General features: G+C 64.9%; 20 protein-coding genes. 11 read left to right on the forward strand and 9 right to left on the reverse strand.

Features of this window, described 5'->3' with window-relative positions; all coding sequences use genetic code 11:
* The first annotated feature begins 158 nt into the window (after nucleotides 1-158).
* Entirely contained in the window at nucleotides 159-389 is a 231-nt protein-coding gene (locus AB7Z56_RS24750; RefSeq protein WP_027530842.1) for a DUF6894 family protein, read from the forward strand.
* Nucleotides 390-483: 94 nt separating this feature from the next.
* Here AB7Z56_RS24750 and AB7Z56_RS24755 read toward each other — a convergent pair whose 3' ends face one another.
* Entirely contained in the window at nucleotides 484-1,266 is a 783-nt protein-coding gene (locus AB7Z56_RS24755; protein WP_063986405.1) for an SDR family NAD(P)-dependent oxidoreductase, read from the reverse strand.
* 129 nt (nucleotides 1,267-1,395) lie between these two features.
* Here AB7Z56_RS24755 and AB7Z56_RS24760 point away from each other — a divergent pair, with 129 nt between their 5' ends.
* Complete coding sequence (locus AB7Z56_RS24760; RefSeq protein ID WP_063983589.1) at nucleotides 1,396-1,785, forward strand: hypothetical protein; 390 nt, start codon at nucleotides 1,396-1,398, stop codon at nucleotides 1,783-1,785.
* Nucleotides 1,786-1,895: 110 nt separating this feature from the next.
* The gene (locus AB7Z56_RS24765) at nucleotides 1,896-2,144 is read left to right on the forward strand and encodes a hypothetical protein (RefSeq protein WP_231144930.1); all 249 of its coding nucleotides are present in this window, start codon (nucleotides 1,896-1,898) and stop codon (nucleotides 2,142-2,144) included.
* Between the two features lie 16 nt (nucleotides 2,145-2,160).
* Here AB7Z56_RS24765 and AB7Z56_RS24770 read toward each other — a convergent pair whose 3' ends face one another.
* The 4 genes from AB7Z56_RS24770 to minC all read right to left on the reverse strand — a co-directional run bounded on the left by AB7Z56_RS24770 (nucleotide 2,161) and on the right by minC (nucleotide 4,372).
* On the reverse strand, nucleotides 2,161-2,346 hold the full coding sequence (locus AB7Z56_RS24770) for a hypothetical protein (protein WP_028161169.1): 186 nt from the start codon (nucleotides 2,344-2,346) through the stop codon (nucleotides 2,161-2,163).
* A 212-nt stretch (nucleotides 2,347-2,558) separates the two neighbouring features.
* The gene (gene minE / locus AB7Z56_RS24775; protein ID WP_063983590.1) at nucleotides 2,559-2,840 is read right to left on the reverse strand and encodes a cell division topological specificity factor MinE; all 282 of its coding nucleotides are present in this window, start codon (nucleotides 2,838-2,840) and stop codon (nucleotides 2,559-2,561) included.
* On the reverse strand, nucleotides 2,837-3,652 hold the full coding sequence (gene minD, locus AB7Z56_RS24780; protein ID WP_063983591.1) for a septum site-determining protein MinD: 816 nt from the start codon (nucleotides 3,650-3,652) through the stop codon (nucleotides 2,837-2,839). The genes minE and minD overlap by 4 nt, the downstream gene beginning before the upstream one ends.
* 21 nt (nucleotides 3,653-3,673) lie before the next feature.
* Nucleotides 3,674-4,372, reverse strand: a complete 699-nt coding sequence (gene minC / locus AB7Z56_RS24785; RefSeq protein WP_063983592.1) for a septum site-determining protein MinC — start codon at nucleotides 4,370-4,372, stop codon at nucleotides 3,674-3,676.
* A gap of 331 nt (nucleotides 4,373-4,703) precedes the next feature.
* On the opposite strand from minC, the gene panB reads away from it, so the two are divergent.
* Nucleotides 4,704-5,525 (forward strand): 3-methyl-2-oxobutanoate hydroxymethyltransferase, encoded by an 822-nt coding sequence (gene panB / locus AB7Z56_RS24790; protein ID WP_063983593.1) that lies wholly within the window; start codon nucleotides 4,704-4,706, stop codon nucleotides 5,523-5,525.
* 40 nt (nucleotides 5,526-5,565) lie between these two features.
* On the opposite strand, the gene AB7Z56_RS24795 is transcribed toward panB, so the two are convergent.
* On the reverse strand, nucleotides 5,566-6,582 hold the full coding sequence (locus tag AB7Z56_RS24795; protein ID WP_063983594.1) for an ABC transporter substrate-binding protein: 1,017 nt from the start codon (nucleotides 6,580-6,582) through the stop codon (nucleotides 5,566-5,568).
* 100 nt (nucleotides 6,583-6,682) lie between these two features.
* Here AB7Z56_RS24795 and AB7Z56_RS24800 point away from each other — a divergent pair, with 100 nt between their 5' ends.
* The 6 genes from AB7Z56_RS24800 to AB7Z56_RS24825 all read left to right on the forward strand — a co-directional run bounded on the left by AB7Z56_RS24800 (nucleotide 6,683) and on the right by AB7Z56_RS24825 (nucleotide 11,879).
* Complete coding sequence (locus AB7Z56_RS24800; RefSeq protein ID WP_441256460.1) at nucleotides 6,683-7,330, forward strand: TetR/AcrR family transcriptional regulator; 648 nt, start codon at nucleotides 6,683-6,685, stop codon at nucleotides 7,328-7,330.
* A gap of 84 nt (nucleotides 7,331-7,414) precedes the next feature.
* Nucleotides 7,415-8,185 carry an ABC transporter permease gene (locus AB7Z56_RS24805; protein ID WP_063983596.1) on the forward strand — a complete coding sequence of 257 codons (771 nt, stop codon included), beginning with the start codon at nucleotides 7,415-7,417 and terminating at the stop codon, nucleotides 8,183-8,185.
* A gap of 16 nt (nucleotides 8,186-8,201) precedes the next feature.
* Entirely contained in the window at nucleotides 8,202-9,239 is a 1,038-nt protein-coding gene (locus AB7Z56_RS24810; protein WP_441256461.1) for an NAD-dependent epimerase/dehydratase family protein, read from the forward strand.
* A complete protein-coding gene (locus tag AB7Z56_RS24815) occupies nucleotides 9,226-10,047 on the forward strand; it encodes a GNAT family N-acetyltransferase (RefSeq protein ID WP_063983598.1) in 822 nt (273 codons plus the stop codon). Before AB7Z56_RS24810 ends, AB7Z56_RS24815 begins: the two co-directional genes overlap by 14 nt.
* A 6-nt stretch (nucleotides 10,048-10,053) precedes the next feature.
* Nucleotides 10,054-11,109, forward strand: a complete 1,056-nt coding sequence (locus AB7Z56_RS24820; protein ID WP_063983599.1) for a dihydrodipicolinate synthase family protein — start codon at nucleotides 10,054-10,056, stop codon at nucleotides 11,107-11,109.
* Complete coding sequence (locus AB7Z56_RS24825; protein WP_063983600.1) at nucleotides 11,097-11,879, forward strand: ABC transporter ATP-binding protein; 783 nt, start codon at nucleotides 11,097-11,099, stop codon at nucleotides 11,877-11,879. Before AB7Z56_RS24820 ends, AB7Z56_RS24825 begins: the two co-directional genes overlap by 13 nt.
* A gap of 180 nt (nucleotides 11,880-12,059) precedes the next feature.
* Here AB7Z56_RS24825 and AB7Z56_RS24830 read toward each other — a convergent pair whose 3' ends face one another.
* From AB7Z56_RS24830 to AB7Z56_RS24840, 3 genes are all read right to left on the reverse strand, one after another.
* Nucleotides 12,060-13,151, reverse strand: coding sequence for a TRAP transporter substrate-binding protein (locus AB7Z56_RS24830; RefSeq protein WP_063983601.1), 1,092 nt, complete (start codon nucleotides 13,149-13,151; stop codon nucleotides 12,060-12,062).
* 177 nt (nucleotides 13,152-13,328) lie between these two features.
* Nucleotides 13,329-13,586, reverse strand: coding sequence for a hypothetical protein (locus AB7Z56_RS24835; RefSeq protein WP_014495671.1), 258 nt, complete (start codon nucleotides 13,584-13,586; stop codon nucleotides 13,329-13,331).
* A gap of 64 nt (nucleotides 13,587-13,650) precedes the next feature.
* On the reverse strand, nucleotides 13,651-14,634 hold the full coding sequence (locus AB7Z56_RS24840) for a DUF2778 domain-containing protein (RefSeq protein WP_063986406.1): 984 nt from the start codon (nucleotides 14,632-14,634) through the stop codon (nucleotides 13,651-13,653).
* Between the two features lie 192 nt (nucleotides 14,635-14,826).
* On the opposite strand from AB7Z56_RS24840, the gene AB7Z56_RS24845 reads away from it, so the two are divergent.
* Nucleotides 14,827-15,267, forward strand: a complete 441-nt coding sequence (locus AB7Z56_RS24845) for a DUF1810 domain-containing protein (RefSeq protein ID WP_063983602.1) — start codon at nucleotides 14,827-14,829, stop codon at nucleotides 15,265-15,267.
* Nucleotides 15,268-15,271: the final 4 nt, after the last annotated feature.

The following is a 15,271-nucleotide window of genomic DNA, read 5'->3' on the forward strand; positions in this document are numbered from 1 at the left end:
TAATAAAATCTTAACGCACCCGAATGCTGCACATGATTTCTGCGCCATAAGCACAGAGATTGCGCGCCCCGTTCATTCGAAAATATCGACTCAGTGGTATCATCCGAGATGTGTTGAGACTTCCACTGAAGCTCACGTCGTCACACCGGGGAAATCGAATGCCCTACTATTCCTTCGATCTCGTGGTTGGTGAAGAGTTCAAGAACCAGGGTGGAATCATCCTCGAAGACATCGAGGTCGCTTCCGATCGCGCCGTTCAATTGGCTACCGAGCTGTCGCAGGTGAAGCCGGAGCTGCAACGGAAGGGTTGCGCGGTGCGCGTCACCGATCGCGATCACAACGAGGTCTATCGCACGCCGCTCGATCCCGTGCCGGCCTGGCGACGCTAGGCCACGGCGTTTCGAGCGATTTGGAAACCGCTTCGCGTAGAAGTGCGTCGAACTGTGACTCAAAAGCATCCTTCCGAGTCATCGGAACGGGGCCTTAGTCGTCCAGCTCCGGCGGCTCGAACCAGTTCGTCAGCGACAATCCGCCGTCGACGACGAAGGCTGCGCCGGTGACGTAACCCGAGAGCTTGTTCGACAGCACCGCAAGCGCCATCGGCGCGAGGTCCTTGGCCTCGCCGAGACGCCCGAGCGGAATGTGCTTCGCCAGCGAGGCATCGGCAACGAACCCGCCCGCCGCGATCGCGCCGGGCACCAGCGCGTTGACGCGGATGTCGTGACGCCCGAGCGTCTTCGCGAGCTCCTTCACCAGCATTGCCATCCCCGCCTTCGCCGTCGAATAATGCGGCAGGTTGCGCGGCGTGCCCGCGTGCAGCGAGGTGAGAAACAGGAACGAGCCGGGCCGTTTCGCCGCGATCAGCCGTTTTGCCAGCCCGCGCGCCAGATGGAATCCTGCATCGAGATTGACGGCATGCATCTCGTGCCAGGTCTTGCGGTCGACCGCGAGCGCATGATCGGCCTCCCGCCGCGGCGGCGATGCGCTGTGCACGAAATGCGTCACCCCACCGAGCGCCTCTGCGGCGGCCAGCAGGGCATCGCAAGCGTCTGACCTGGCGAGATCGCCGACCCACGGCACCGCCAGTTCAGGCCTGCCGCTCGCGCTGATCGCCGCATTCACCCGTTCCAGGCTCATATCGGCGAACACGGTCCGAACGCCCTCGCCGACCAGCGCCTGCGCAATCGCGCGGCCGATGCCGTTGCCTGCGCCGGTGACGAGCGCCGTGTCGCGTGCGGGGTCGAACGGCGTGCTCAACAGGCTCATGTCGCTCTCCGTGGCCAGGACGGGGTGACGATAGCGCACCGCACCGGGGAGCGACAAATACGTCCCGGCACCATTGCGGAGTGGCTTGCCGGACGCTAGCCTCCCAAAAAAACGGAGGAGATACCAAGGATGCGCACCGGTTTCCTGATCGCAGGTCTGTTACTGCTCGCCGCGCCGGCCCAAGCGGCGGACCGTGCACGCTCGACCTATGTGACGATGGTCTTGCAGGCCTTCGCCGCCAAGGTGGAATGTCCGAACACCGATCTCGTCTATCAGGACCTCGTGCAGAAGGCGCAGCAGATGCAGCTGCCGGACGGCACCACCGAGAAGGTGCGCAAGGCGATCGCCTGGATGCACACCGGCGGCAAGATGGGCGAGAAGCAGGACGATGATTTGATGGCCGAGGTCGCGGTCGCGACGCAGGCGACCGACATGGACCAGCGCCGCCTCGGCATGCCCGGCTGGTGCGAGGCCCAGAAGACCAACCTCGCCGGCCTGATCCGCAGCAAGGGCGGCTAGGCGCTCTCTCGCGGCGTTAAGCACGCCGTGGCGGAACCGTCGCGGCGGCCAACTATCGTCATAATCCTCGACACCATGCGGCCTCTTCGAATTCGAACAGGAGAGCCCACATGCGGAGTATCCATTTTGTTTTCGCCGGCGCATTTGCGGCCGCCGCTGTGCTGACCGCGCCCGCCCTGGCGAAGAACTCCGATGCCCAGAAAGGCGAGGAAAAATCCACCTCGTCATCCTGCAGTGCTTACCAGCAAGCACCCGACGGCTCGTGGGAACCGCTGCCCTGCAAAGAGACAGGCGAGCGTCCCCAGCCGCAGACACAAAATCGCACTACGCAGCCGGGCGCCGACCGCGGGGAGCGCTGAGCGCGCTGGCCGCGGATCAGCTCTGGTGCGGGCCGCGGATGATCTTCATGGCGTCCTCGATGTGACGCCACTCCTTGGCCTCATCGGCCTCGCCGCGGCCCTCACAGGCCTGCGCCTGCTCGGCGGCCTTCGCAATCGCAGCGAAACCATGTTTTTCCAGCATCTGGCGCGCGATGGTGTGGACCTGGATCTCGGATATCATGGGCGCTCTCCTGTTCAGGAAACCGCAGCGCCTGGCTTGGCGCTCCGCGGCCTCCGACAACGATTTCGCCGCAGGTCCCGTTCCGCCCACGACCGATCACATCGGCAGGCCTGGAATTTGACGTGACGAGCAAGTAAGACAAAGGCGGTCCGCTATGCCCAGCGGACCGCCTTCTCACCCACCCCAAATTTGCAGTGTACCGGCCGGATCCCCTACCCGACCGCCGCGCGCTTGCGCTCCAAATCGTTCGGCACCTCGATATCGACCTCCAGGGTCGATACCTCGTCGCCGCGCTCAAGCCGGACGATGACCTTGGTCGGGTCCAGCGTGACGTGCCTGGACACGACAGCAAGAATTTCCTCGCGCAGCACGCCGAGCAGATCGGGCTGGCCGCGCAATCCGCGTTCATGGGCAAGCAGGATCTGCAATCGCTCGCGAGCGACCGGGGCAGAGGCCTTCTTGCCGCGGAGAAGCCGAAGCAGACCCATGCTCATGCAGCCCTCCGTCGCAGCAGACGATCCATGAAGCGCCTGCGCTCGGCCGGAACCTGCATCGCCACGGTGTCGCCGCACAGCCGCCGCGCCGCATCGATATAGGCCCGTGCGGGTGCGCCGTCCACGTTCGACAGCGTCACCGGCGTGCCGACATTGGAGGCCTTCAACACGTCCTGGCTCTCGGGGATGATGCCGAGCAAGGGCGTTGCGAGGATTTCGAGGATGTCGTCGATGGTCAGCATCTCGCCGCGCGCGGCGCGCGAGGCATCGTAGCGGGTGATGAGAATGTGCTTCTGGACGTGCTCGCCCTTCTCGGCCCGCACCGTCTTGGAATCGAGCATGCCGATGATGCGGTCGGAATCGCGCACCGAGGAGACTTCCGGATTGGTGACGATCACGGCCTCGTCCGCAAAGCGCATCGCCATGGAGGCGCCGCGCTCGATGCCGGCCGGGCTGTCGCAGATCACCCAGTCGAAGCGGTCGCGCAAATCGTCGATGACCTTGCCGACGCCCTCTTCCGTCAACGCGTCCTTGTCGCGGGTTTGCGAGGCCGGCAGCAGCCAGAGATTCTCCAGCCGCTTGTCGCGGATCAGCGCCTGCGGCAGCTTTGCGACACCCTGCACCACGTTGATGAGATCGAACACGACGCGGCGTTCGGCGCCCATGACGAGGTCGAGGTTGCGCAGGCCGACGTCGAAATCGACGACGACGACCTTGTCGCCGCGCTGCGCCAGCGCAGCCCCCAACGCGGCGGTCGTCGTGGTCTTGCCGACCCCGCCCTTGCCTGATGTCACGACCAGTACCTTACTCATCTGAAATGTCTCCTTTGCTGGTCAGTTCAGTGCTGTAATTCGCATGGTATTCCCCTGCAGCCAGGCCTGCGCCGGCTTGCCGCGCAAAGCGGCGTCGATGTCGTCCGCAGTCTGGTAAAATCCATCAATTGCAAGCAGTTCAGCCTCGATCTTCTGACAATAGATGCGGGCGCTCGTGTGCCCATTGACCCCCGCCATGGCACGGCCGCGGAGCGCGCCGTAGATGTGGATGGAACCGCCGGCGACGACTTCGGCGCCGGAGCCGACCGAGCCCAGAATGGTGACGTCGCCCTCCGGGAAGATCACGGTCTGGCCCGAGCGCACCGGGCTATCGAGCAGGAGCGAGGTCGGCTTGGTTACGGCCTTCGCCTCGGCCTTCTTCGGCGCGCTCGGCTCGACCACGCAGCTGCGCCCTCCCGAGAGCAGCGGCGGCATCGTCGGCGTCAGCCGGCCCTCCTCCACCCCCTCGATCCCGAGCACCCGGATGTTGCGATCCTGGAGGCTCGTGAGCAGATGGGCGATGCCGGACTGGCTGAGATCGACCGAGGACAGATCGATCACCACGGGCCGGCCGGCGAAGAAACCCGGCGAGCGCGCAATCGTGGCGTCGATCTCCTGCAGCCAGTCCTGGATCGGAACCGTCGGCACGAACACGAAGGCCACGTAGGAGCGCCCGCGCAGGCGAACCATTTGGCGTTGGACTTTTGCTGCAGCCTCCATAGCGGCCGACTCGATCCCTGTTATTGAATGGTTAACGATGCGGCGGATTTGGTTAACGACGGGTTAATTTCTCCAGGGGTTACGTGGGTAGGTGATGGATTGGCGCTGGCTCTCGCCACATCGTCATTGCGAGCGCAGCGAAGCAATCCAGACTGCCGATGCGGAAAGACTCTGGATTGCTTCGTCGCTGCGCTCCTCGCAATGACGGCGCCCCTGCCCCTCCTTCTTCACCTCTGCTCGCGTCGATTTTGATCGCAGCCCCAATCATCCCGCATTGACATGCCCTTGGCATCTGGCTTCGATCCGCGTCCCCCGGATATGGAGCCCGATCATGTCAATTCAGTCTTCCATCAGGCGCAAGACCGCGCCGGACATCCGTGCACGCAAGCGGGGCGAGCCGATCGTGATGCTGACGTCCTATCACGCGCATACGGCCGCGCTGGTGGATCGGCATTGCGATGTCATCCTGGTCGGCGATTCCCTTGGCAACGTCATGCACGGCTTCGAGACGACGGTGCCTGTTACGCTCGACATGATGATCCTCCAGGGCGCCGCGGTGATGCGGGGCTCGAAGCAGGCGCTGGTCGTGGTCGACATGCCGTTCGGCTCGTATGAAGCTTCCAGGGAGCAGGCGTTCAACTCCGCGGTGCGGATCATGAAGGAGACGCAATGCGGCGCAGTGAAGCTCGAAGGCGGCGTTCGCATGGCGGAGACGATTGCATTCCTGTGCGGGCGCGGCATCCCGGTGATGGGCCACATTGGTCTGACACCGCAATCCATCAACACGCTCGGTTCGTTTCGTGCCCAGGGGCGCAACGAGGTGGACTGGGGCCCGATCGAGGACGACGCGAAGGCCGTCGCCGATGCCGGTGCATTCTCGGTCGTCGTCGAAGCCGTGGCCGAACCGTTGGCGCGCAGGATTACGGAGACGATTGCGATCCCCACCATAGGCATCGGTGCGAGCGCTGCCTGCGACGGTCAGGTGCTCGTGCTCGAGGACATGCTCGGGCTGTCGCCGCGAACCCCGAAATTCGTCCGGCGGTACGGCAATCTTGGTCCGGCCATCGAAGCGGCGATCCAAGGATATGCCACCGACGTGCGCTCACGCGCCTTTCCCGGGCCCGAACACGTCTACGAGATGAAGAAAAGCTGACGATACGCAGCAAGCGGTCAGGGACCGCTCACGGCTCCCCCTACTTCTTCACCTTGCTCGCATCCATCTTGACGGCGGGATCCAGCATCTTCGTCGTGAACGCCGTCGTCACGTCGAACGGCTTCTCCATGCCGAGATAGGTCTGGACCAGCTCATAGTCCTTCTTCATCCGCTCGCCGTCGATCCAGCCGAGACCCTTGGTGGTCGTGAACTCGTCGGTCATCAAATACTTGATGCGCTCCCACTGGCGTTCCTGGTTCTCCTTGTCGAGACCGGAGACCTGGTCGAGCAGCGCCTTCAGGCACGGCGTGACGTCGGCGACGCAGGCCGCAAAGGCCTTCTGCGAGACGCGCACGAACTCCTCGACCAGCTTGGGGTTCTTCTGGAGATAAGCGCCGTTGACGATCAGCGAATTGCCGTAGGGGTTGAGCCCGATGTCCTTCCAGTTGACGAAGCCGAGATCGCTTCCGAACTCTGTCACCTTCAGATCGTGCTCGTTGTAGAAGTCGCTGATGATGTCGACGGTGTGGCTCTTCAGCGCCGCGATTTTCGCGGTCGGCCCGATATTGACGAAGCTGACGGCATCAGGCGCGATGCCTGCGGCCTTGGCAAAGGCCGGCCACATCACGCGCGAGGCGTCGCCGGGCGGGTTGCCGATCTTGTGGCTCGGAAACTCCTTCACGCCATTCACGCCGTAGCTCTTCAGCCAATAAAACGTCTGGCCGGTGTTGGCGTAGATGCTCATCAGCGCGACGTCGTCGGCGCCCTTGCTCTTGGCGACCAGCATGGTGGCGAGATCGGCGATGCCGAAGGCTGAGCCGCCCGAGCCGACCTTGGCGGCGGAGACGCCGGAGCCCTTGCCGACCTCGATGGTGAGGTCGATGCCGGCCTTCTCGAACCAGCCCTGCGCCTTGGCGTAATAGAACGGCGAATGGTCGGCCGTCGGCGTCCAGTTCAGGATCAGATTGACCGCCTCGCCCGCGCTCGCCGGCACCGCCGGCACACCGAGCATCAGGGCCAAAGCCAAAGCCGAGCCCGCAGCCTGCAAACGCTTCATCGCATCCCTCCTCATTGCCGCGACCCGGCTTGTCGCTCTCCCCATGTGAGGATACCAATGCAACAAGCCCGCCCTCGACTTGTCAACTGTCTGGTTGGAAATGCCCGCAAAACGTTCAGGCGACACCGTGCCGCAGCGGCGCGATCCCGTCGCCACCCGAAAGAAGCTGCTCACCGCGGCGCGCCTGGAGTTCGCCCGGCACGGCTTTGCCGGCGCCCGCGTCGACGAGATCGCCGAGCGCGCGGGGGTCAACAAGCAGCTCGTCTACCACTACTTCGGCGACAAGGACGCGCTCTATCTCGCCGTGCTCGAATGGGTCTACGCCGATATCCGCGAGCAGGAGCGCCAGCTCAACCTCGAAGGCCTGCCGTCGGAAAAGGCGATCCGGAAGCTGATCGAGGCCTCGTTCGATTACCTCGCAACAAACCCCGATTTCATCGTGCTCCTGAACGACGAGAACCGCGGCGGCGCCCGCCACGTCCGCGGCTCGACGCGGCTGGAGGCGATGCATTCGCCGCTGGTGAAGAGCGTCTCCCACATCCTCCACGAGGGCGTCCGCACCGGCGTGTTCCGCAAGGGGATCGATCCGATCCAGCTCTATATCTCCATCGCGGGCCTCAGCTATTTCTATCTCTCCAACACGCCGACGCTGTCGGCGATCTTCGGCAAGGACCTCTCGAGCCGGGCGGCAAGGCGCGCCCGCCGCAGGCATGTCGTCGACCTCTTGCTGCATTCGCTCCGGCCCTAATCAACCAACTGGTTGAAACTTTCCGAAAGGCCGGCTAGGCTTAACTTCCAGCGGCATCGTCGCCGCAGTGACAGGGAGCAACCGGTGGCGGGAGACGGGGCAAGCACCTCGCGCAGCTTTGCGATCATCCTGATCGTGCATCTCGCCGTGCTCGTGCTCTGGCAGGTCGCGGTCGATGCCTTCCACGTGCCGAAATTCATCCTGCCCTCCCCGCTCGCGACGGTGCAGACGCTGGGCACCGCGAGCTATGCCTGGGGCGCCAACACGCTGGTCACGGCGATCGAGATCCTCGGCGGCTTCGCGCTCGGCGCGTTCGTCGGCGTCGCGCTAGCGGTGATTTTCAGCTGGGCACCGCTGCTGAGCCTCGTGCTGCTGCCGCTGTTCGTGACGATGAACATGATCCCGAAGGTCGCGCTCGGCCCGCTCTTCATCGTCTGGTTCTCCTACGGCATCGTGCCGAACATTTTGATCGCCTTCAGCATCTGCTTCTTCCCGATCCTGCTGACCACCGCGCGCGGCCTGCGCGAGGTCGAGCCGGACCTGCTCGACCTCGTCAAATCGCTGCGCGGTTCGCGCTGGACGCTGTTCCGCAAGATCCAGTTGCCGGGATCGCTGCCTTACGTGTTCTCCGGCATGAAGGTCGGCGCGATCCTCGCGGTGGCGGGCGCCATCGTCGGCGAGTTCATCGCCTCGGAGCGCGGGCTCGGCTATCTCATGATCCAGGTGCAGTCGTCGCTCGACACGCCCGCGATGGTGATGGCCGTCGTGCTGCTGACCCTGCTCGGCGTCGCTCTCTACGGCCTGGTCCTCGCGCTCGAACGCATGTTCGTGGTCGGCGATGCCAGGCAGAACTAACGACAAGGACCGATCCATGCTGCTCACCCGCCAGACGCTGCCGAAGACGATCCCGGATATCGCAGCCCTCGACGATCTTCTGTGCCGGCCGACCCAGGCGCTGATCGACGACATCAAGAAGGTCGAGGGCGACATCATGATCCTCGGCGTCGCCGGCAAGATGGGACCGACGCTGGCGGGGCTCGCGAAAGCCGCCGCACCCGATCGCCGCGTCATCGGCGTCGCGCGATTCAGTGACCCCAGCGTCAAGGACTGGCTGCAGGCGCGCGGCGTCGAGACGATCAATTGCGACCTGATGGACGAGACGGCGATTCAAGCGCTGCCTAAGGCGCCCAACATCGTCTTCATGGCCGGCCGCAAGTTCGGCGCCGAGGGCGACCTGTCGCTGACCTGGGCGATGAACGCGCATGTGCCGGCCCTCGTCGCACAGGCCTTCCCGACGTCGCGCATCGTGGCGTTCTCGACCGGCTGCATCTATCCCTTCGTCCCCGTCGACGGCAAAGGCGCGACCGAGGACATGGCGCCGAATCCGCCCGGCGAATACGCCCAGTCCTGCGTCGGCCGCGAGCGCATGTTCGAGTATTTTTCGCGCAAGTTTTCGACGCCGGGCCGGCTGTTCCGGCTCAATTACGCGATCGACATGCGCTATGGCGTGCTGCACGATATCGCGACAAAGGTCCTCACGGGAACGCCGATCGATGTCAGTCTCGGCCACGTCAATTTCATCTGGCAGGGCGATGCTTCCTCGCAGGCGCTGCGCTGCCTTGCGCATTGCACGGCGCCGACCTCGCCGATCAACGTCAGCGGCCACGAGATTTTGGCGGTACGAGATCTCGCCGCAAAATTCGGCGCGCGCTTCGGCCGCGCGCCGGTGCTGACAGGCAAGGAAGAGCCGACGGCCTGGCTCACCGACACGTCGAAAGCTGTCGAGCTGTTCGGCCTGCCGGTCGTGGACACCGAACAGTTGATCGCCTGGACCGCGGACTGGGTGTCCCGCGCCATGCCAAGCCTCGGCAAGCCCACCAAATACGAGGTGCGCGATGGACGCTACTGACGGTCCGCCCATCCTCAAGCTCGCCGTCGACGACGCGATCGCCGGGCTGGTGCTGTCGACGGAAGCGCACTGGAACCAGACCGAGGAGGACTGGCGAATCTTCCTGCACGAGGGCGTGGTGTTCGGTATTCGCGACGGCCTACGGCTGGTCGCGACCGCGGCGCTGCTGCCCTATTCCGGCAACAACGCCTGGATCAGCATGGTGCTGGTATCGGGCACGCATCGCCGCCGCGGCCTCGCCACCCGTCTCGTCGATGCCTGCCTGGAAACCGCGCGCAAGAACGGGCTGACGAGCTGGCTCGACGCGACGCCCGACGGCGCCGCCGTCTACGGCCCGCTCGGCTTCACGCCGACGCTGCAATTGCGCCGGCTGAAGCTGGTGAAATCCGGGCGAGCCGAAGCCCCACCGCCTTCATCGGCGACCATCGATGCGCTGCGAGCGCGGGACCGGCGCGCCACCGGTTTCGACCGCACCGCGCTCCTCGCCGCCATCGCCCTGCGCTCCGGCTCGCGCATCGTCGCCGCACATGGCGCCATCGCGCTGGTTCGCGACGGCCGAACCGCGCGCCATATCGGACCGTTGCTTGCCAACAATGCCGCGCCAGCGCTGGCCCTGGTTCATGCGATCGTGCGCTCCGAGACCGGCCCGATTCTGATCGATGCCGTTGCGTCGCAAGCCGCATTCCTGGACGGATTGACCGCCTCGGGCTGGACCATCGAGCGGCCGTTCCAGCGCATGCGGTTCGGCCCCGCCACCACCGCTGCCAAGGATACGCCATTCGCCGTCGCCGGCCCTGAATTCGGATAGGACATCATGCACCACAGCCAGATCAACAGCGACGTCCGCAAGCTGATCGCCGACGGCACCGTGCTGCCGGCGCACCCCCTCGCGCTCACGGCGGAGCGCCAGCTCGACAAGAAGCATCAACGCGCGCTGACGCGCTACTACATCGACGCCGGCTCGGGCGGCCTTGCGGTCGGCGTCCACACCACGCAATTTGCGATCCGGGACGTCGGCCTCTACCGTCCCGTGCTCGAGCTCGCCGCCGAGACCGCTGCGAACTGGACCAAGCGTCCGCTGGCGATGGTCGCGGGCCTCGCCGGCCCGACCCGGCAGGCAGCGGCTGAGGCCCGCACCGCGCGCGATATCGGCTATCACGCGGGGCTCCTCAGCCTCGCCGCGATGAAGAGCGCCTCCGAGGATGAGATCATTGCGCATTGCACGGCGGTCGCCGCCGAGATCCCGCTGGTCGGTTTCTATCTCCAGCCGGCCGTCGGCGGCGTCATCCTGTCGAGCCGGTTCTGGCAGCGCTTCGCCGCGATCGACAATGTGATCGCGATCAAGATCGCGCCGTTCAACCGCTATCGCACGCTCGACGTGCTGCGCGGCGTCGCGGCGGCCGGTGCGCTCGACCGCGTCGCGCTCTACACCGGCAATGACGACCACATCCTGCTCGACCTGATGCTGCCGTTCGACCTGCGCGACAACGGCATCACCACGCGCACCTATTTTAGAGGCGGCCTGCTCGGCCATTGGTCGGTGTGGACCGCGAGCGCCATCAAACAGTTCGAGCGCTGCAAGGCGGCGCGGCACAAGGAGGCCGTGCCGGCCGATCTGCTCGCCCTCGATGCCCGCGTCACCGACTGCAACAGCGCCTTCTTCGACGTCGCCAATAATTTTCACGGCTGCATCGCCGGTTGCCACGAGGTGCTGCGGCGTCAGGGCCTGATGCAGGGCCTGTGGTGCCTCGACCCGAACGAGGGCCTCAGCCCCGGCCAGAAGGAGGAGATCGACCGCGTCTATCGCGAGCACGCCGACCTCGGCGACGATGCGTTCGTCGCCCCCAATCTGAATAAATGGCTGGCATGAGCGCCGAGCCCTTCATCAGCCTGAGCGGCGTCCGAAAGGTTTATCGCAGCGGCGGCGCCGAGTTCTTGGCGGTGTCCGACGTCACGATGGACGTGCAGGAAGGTGAGCTCGTCTCGCTGGTCGGCCCCTCCGGCTGCGGCAAGACCACGGTGATGAAGATTTTGGCCGGCCTGCACAGCTCCGACGGCGGCACCATCAGAATTGGCAATGCCAAAAGCCCGTTCGATCCGACCCGCGACATCGGCATGGTGTTCCAGCAAGCGCTGCTGCTGAAGTGGCGCACCATCCTGGACAACGTGCTGTTGCCGGCCGAGATCGTTGGCCTGCCGATCAAGGCCGCGCGCGAGCGGGCGCGCGATCTGCTCAACCTGGTCGGGCTTGCCGGCTACGAGCAGAAATATCCGCGAGAGCTCTCGGGCGGCATGCAGCAGCGCACCGCAATCGCGCGGGCCTTCATTCACGATCCAAAGCTGATCCTGATGGACGAGCCGTTCGGGGCGCTGGACGCCCTGACGCGCGAGCAGATGAATCTGGAAATGCTGCGGATCTGGCGCGAGAGCGGCAAGACCATCATCTTCGTCACGCACTCGATCCAGGAAGCCGTGTTCCTGTCCTCGCATTGCGCCGTGCTGACGGCGGGGCCTGCGAAGATGGCCGACTACTTCCCGATCGACCTGCCCTTCCCGCGCGACCTGCCGCTCAAGACGACCGACGCGTTCGGCGCCTATGCAAGGCGGATCTACGCGAAGCTGGGGCTGGGTGCGGCGTAAGGCGCCACACGACAGGTGCCGTAGGGTGGGCAAAGCGACTTGTCCGCCGTAGCTCGAAGAGCGAAGGCGGAAGCGTGCCCACCATTGCACGTGACGCAAAGAACGTGGGCACGGCGCAAGTGCGCCTTTGCCCACCCTACGAGAGCGGGGCGCGGCGTAGTCATCGCGCCCCGCTCGTCATCAAGTCTTATTCCGCATCTTGCTGAGCAGATAGTTGTCGTAGAAGTTTTCCGCGATCTGCGTGTAGAACAGCAGCTCCTTCATATAGGCGTCGTGGCTTTCCTTGGTGCGCTTGAACAAATCGCTCTTGGCGGCGAGCTCGTTCAGATGCTCCTGGGTCGCGTTGTAGCAGGCTTCCAGCACCGGCTGCGGGAACGCCTTCAGCTCCGCGCCGTTGGCGATCAGCCGCTTCAGCGCTGCCGGATTCACGCTGTCGTATTTCTCCAGCATCCAGGCACCGGCCGCCGAGGCAGCCTGATTGACGATCGCCTGGTACTGCTTCGGCAAGCTCGCCCACTTCTCGTCATTGACGATCATGTGCAGCATCGCGCCGCCTTCCCACCAGCCGGGGAAGTAATAGTACTTGGCGACCTTCTGGAAACCGAGCTTCTCGTCGTCATAGGGACCGACGAATTCAGCGGCGTCGATCGAGCCCTTCTCCAGCGCCGCATAGACGTCGCCGCCGGCGAGTTGCTGCGGCACGATGCCGAGTCTGGCCAGCACGTGGCCGCCCATGCCGGCGATGCGGAATTTGAGGCCCTTGAGATCGTCGACGGTCTTGATCTCCTTGCGGAACCAGCCGCCCATCTGGGTGCCGGAATTGCCGCAGAGGATGGCGTGCGTCTTGAACGGCTTCAGCGCCTCGTTGGTGAGTTCGGCGCCGCCGCCGAAATACCACCAGGATTCCTGGTGGCGATGGTTCATGCCGAACGGCGCGCCGGTGGCGTAGGCCAGCGCCGGCTCCTTGCCGATGTAGAAATACAGCGGCGTCTGCGCCATCTCGACGGACGCGACGCTGACGGCATCGAGCGCCTGGAGGCCGGGGACGAGCTCGCCGGCCGCAAAGGTCTGGATCTGGAATTTGTTGTCGGTGGCTTCCGCGACGTATTTCGCAAAGGTCTGCGCCGTGCCGTAGATGGTGTCGAGCGACTTGGGGAAGCTCGAGGTCAGGCGCCATTTGATCTCGGGCGCGCCTTGCGCAATCGCAGGTGCAGCAACCAGCGTCGTCGCGCCGGCGACCGCGCCGCCCTTGAGGAATGTACGGCGTTTCATGTTGGGGTCTCTCCCTGCAGGTAAGTTTCAAACATATCGGGGTCTGGCCACGGTCTTCGCGGACCGTTTGCCCGTTCCTATAGCGGAGTTCAAGCTGAGAGCGGAAGGCCTGCCGGCGTCCATAGCCCGGATGGAGCGCAGCGCAATCCGGGCGACGAGAGCGCGTTGAAAGGCCGCTCAGAGCAGCTTCGCGCTCACGAACAGCGCGCGCACGGCGTTGGTCGCCTGCACCGCGAGCATGGCGTTGTCGGCGGCGCCCTCGAGCGCCGCGACCGCCTCTTCATGGAGCGAGCGGAATTCCATCCACTCGACCGATTTGAAGTTGGTGAGGAATTGATAGGCCTGGCCGACGGTCGCAATCGCCAGCGTGTCGCCGTTCAGCTTGATCTTGAACGTCGTACGCAGCGGGGTCTCGGAACTTTGGGGATCACTCATGGGCTGCTTCTGGACGAGGTCGGCTTAACGAAGGGGAAACGGCAGCCCCGCCGTCCAGCAAATATCAGGAGTCGGTGCTCGCGCGCTGCGAGACGGTCGCCGATCCGCGCAGGCTAGGCACGACGACCAGGCGGTTGAACTCGCCATTGTCCCAGGACTTCAGGAAGCGATCATAGTCCTTGATCGAGACGCAGCCATTGGAGTCGCCGCGTGGCCCGAGCATGTAGTTATGGGTGAGCAGGCCGACGCGGCCGAGCGCACTGGTGCCGTCAGTGGGCGTCAAGCGCAGGGCACGGACGCCGTGGAACAGCTTTTCGCGCGGCTTCAAATCGTAAGTCGCCGGCGGGGTCGCGCCAACCATGCGCTGGTCGACATGGTCGGGGTCGTCCATTAGCGCGCCCATGCCCGAATGCGCTTCCAGCGCGATGCCGCTCGGCAGGTAAAGCGCCTTGGCCTTGATGTCATAGACCGCCGTGCGTGAATCGTAGCCGAGCGCGGCGAGATCAGGCGCCCTGCTGAGCAGGCCGTCGCCGGGAGTCAGCGAGGCCAGCTTGATCTTGTCGGTGAATTTTTCGAAGAAATTGCGGTTGTCGACCCTGGGATTGGTCTCGGCGTAGGCCTGGCTCGAGGCGATCTGGGACGCGAGGTCTGCCTGGGCCGGGCGCGAGCGCGGCACCGGGATGGCGTCGGCGCGCTGCGACGGCCTCGTCTCGTCAACCACGTGCCGGTCGTCATCGGTCAGGGTCGAGCCGGTCAGGGTCGAGCGCCAGTCGTCGCCCTGGAGTTTTTGGGCCAGCATCGCCTTGGCGTCGCGCAGCTTGAGCTGGACCACGCTCACCGCGGAGCGCTCCAGCGTCCGCAGGCCGAAGTCACGGGCCGGCGGGCTGCTGGATACTGAAGCGAAACGGTCGTCAAACGAAGGGCCATTGGCCGGAGGCAGTGCGGTGGCCGGAGGCAGTGAGGCGGTGACCAGCGGCGTCGAATCGCCCATGTCAGCGACCCAGGCGGCCGCTCCCAGTGCCAGCGCGACGGCTGCCAAAGACAGCAGTATCGTCTCCGCTCGCCCAATACGGCGGCGCGACAACAGCCTTTCGGCGCTTGCGCGGTCGGAAACCATCAGATCCCCAAATCAACCCCCGGAGGGGCCCAACCCCCGTCCGGAGACTCTATACCAGCTATCGCATTGGGAGCCAAAACTTAGGCATAATCGCGGCCGGCAAGCCCCCCCTTGAGGTATCCAATGACCGATCCTTTCGACCTAGAGCGCTTTGTCGGGGCCCAGGACCCGGTTTTTCACGACGTCCAGGGGGAGCTGGCCCGGGGCCGGAAACAGACTCACTGGATGTGGTTCGTCTTCCCGCAGATCGCCGGCCTCGGCTTCAGCACCATGTCGCAGCGCTACGCCATCGGCTCGCGCGCCGAGGCCAGAGCCTACCTCGCCCACCCCGTACTCGGTCCGCGACTCATTGAATGCACCACGCTCGTGCTTGCCGTCGAGGGACGAACCATCAACGCGATCCTCGGCGCGCCCGATGACGCCAAATTCCGCTCGTCGATGACGTTGTTCGGCGCGGTCTCCGACGAACCCGTCTTCGACCAGGCGCTTGCCCGATATTTCGCAGGCGAGCGCGACGGTGCCACGCTGGAGATGCTCGCCAGGCTCGATCGGCCGGCGCGCTAGCGCG

Source organism: Bradyrhizobium sp. 482_C4_N1_8, from assembly GCF_052075965.1.
GTDB lineage: Bacteria > Pseudomonadota > Alphaproteobacteria > Rhizobiales > Xanthobacteraceae > Bradyrhizobium > Bradyrhizobium barranii.

Excerpts from the sequence above, each read along its gene's own strand:
- AB7Z56_RS24750 (WP_027530842.1), top strand. The coding sequence starts at position 159 with ATGCCCTACTATTCCTTCGATCTCGTGGTTGGTGAAGAGTTCAAGAAC.
- AB7Z56_RS24755 (WP_063986405.1), bottom strand. The coding sequence starts at position 1,266 with ATGAGCCTGTTGAGCACGCCGTTCGACCCCGCACGCGACACGGCGCTC.
- AB7Z56_RS24760 (WP_063983589.1), top strand. The coding sequence starts at position 1,396 with ATGCGCACCGGTTTCCTGATCGCAGGTCTGTTACTGCTCGCCGCGCCG.
- AB7Z56_RS24765 (WP_231144930.1), top strand. The coding sequence starts at position 1,896 with ATGCGGAGTATCCATTTTGTTTTCGCCGGCGCATTTGCGGCCGCCGCT.
- AB7Z56_RS24770 (WP_028161169.1), bottom strand. The coding sequence starts at position 2,346 with ATGATATCCGAGATCCAGGTCCACACCATCGCGCGCCAGATGCTGGAA.
- minE (WP_063983590.1), bottom strand. The coding sequence starts at position 2,840 with ATGAGCATGGGTCTGCTTCGGCTTCTCCGCGGCAAGAAGGCCTCTGCC.
- minD (WP_063983591.1), bottom strand. The coding sequence starts at position 3,652 with ATGAGTAAGGTACTGGTCGTGACATCAGGCAAGGGCGGGGTCGGCAAG.
- minC (WP_063983592.1), bottom strand. The coding sequence starts at position 4,372 with ATGGAGGCTGCAGCAAAAGTCCAACGCCAAATGGTTCGCCTGCGCGGG.
- panB (WP_063983593.1), top strand. The coding sequence starts at position 4,704 with ATGTCAATTCAGTCTTCCATCAGGCGCAAGACCGCGCCGGACATCCGT.
- AB7Z56_RS24795 (WP_063983594.1), bottom strand. The coding sequence starts at position 6,582 with ATGAAGCGTTTGCAGGCTGCGGGCTCGGCTTTGGCTTTGGCCCTGATG.
- AB7Z56_RS24800 (WP_441256460.1), top strand. The coding sequence starts at position 6,683 with ATGCCCGCAAAACGTTCAGGCGACACCGTGCCGCAGCGGCGCGATCCC.
- AB7Z56_RS24810 (WP_441256461.1), top strand. The coding sequence starts at position 8,202 with ATGCTGCTCACCCGCCAGACGCTGCCGAAGACGATCCCGGATATCGCA.
- AB7Z56_RS24815 (WP_063983598.1), top strand. The coding sequence starts at position 9,226 with ATGGACGCTACTGACGGTCCGCCCATCCTCAAGCTCGCCGTCGACGAC.
- AB7Z56_RS24820 (WP_063983599.1), top strand. The coding sequence starts at position 10,054 with ATGCACCACAGCCAGATCAACAGCGACGTCCGCAAGCTGATCGCCGAC.
- AB7Z56_RS24825 (WP_063983600.1), top strand. The coding sequence starts at position 11,097 with ATGGCTGGCATGAGCGCCGAGCCCTTCATCAGCCTGAGCGGCGTCCGA.
- AB7Z56_RS24830 (WP_063983601.1), bottom strand. The coding sequence starts at position 13,151 with ATGAAACGCCGTACATTCCTCAAGGGCGGCGCGGTCGCCGGCGCGACG.
- AB7Z56_RS24835 (WP_014495671.1), bottom strand. The coding sequence starts at position 13,586 with ATGAGTGATCCCCAAAGTTCCGAGACCCCGCTGCGTACGACGTTCAAG.
- AB7Z56_RS24845 (WP_063983602.1), top strand. The coding sequence starts at position 14,827 with ATGACCGATCCTTTCGACCTAGAGCGCTTTGTCGGGGCCCAGGACCCG.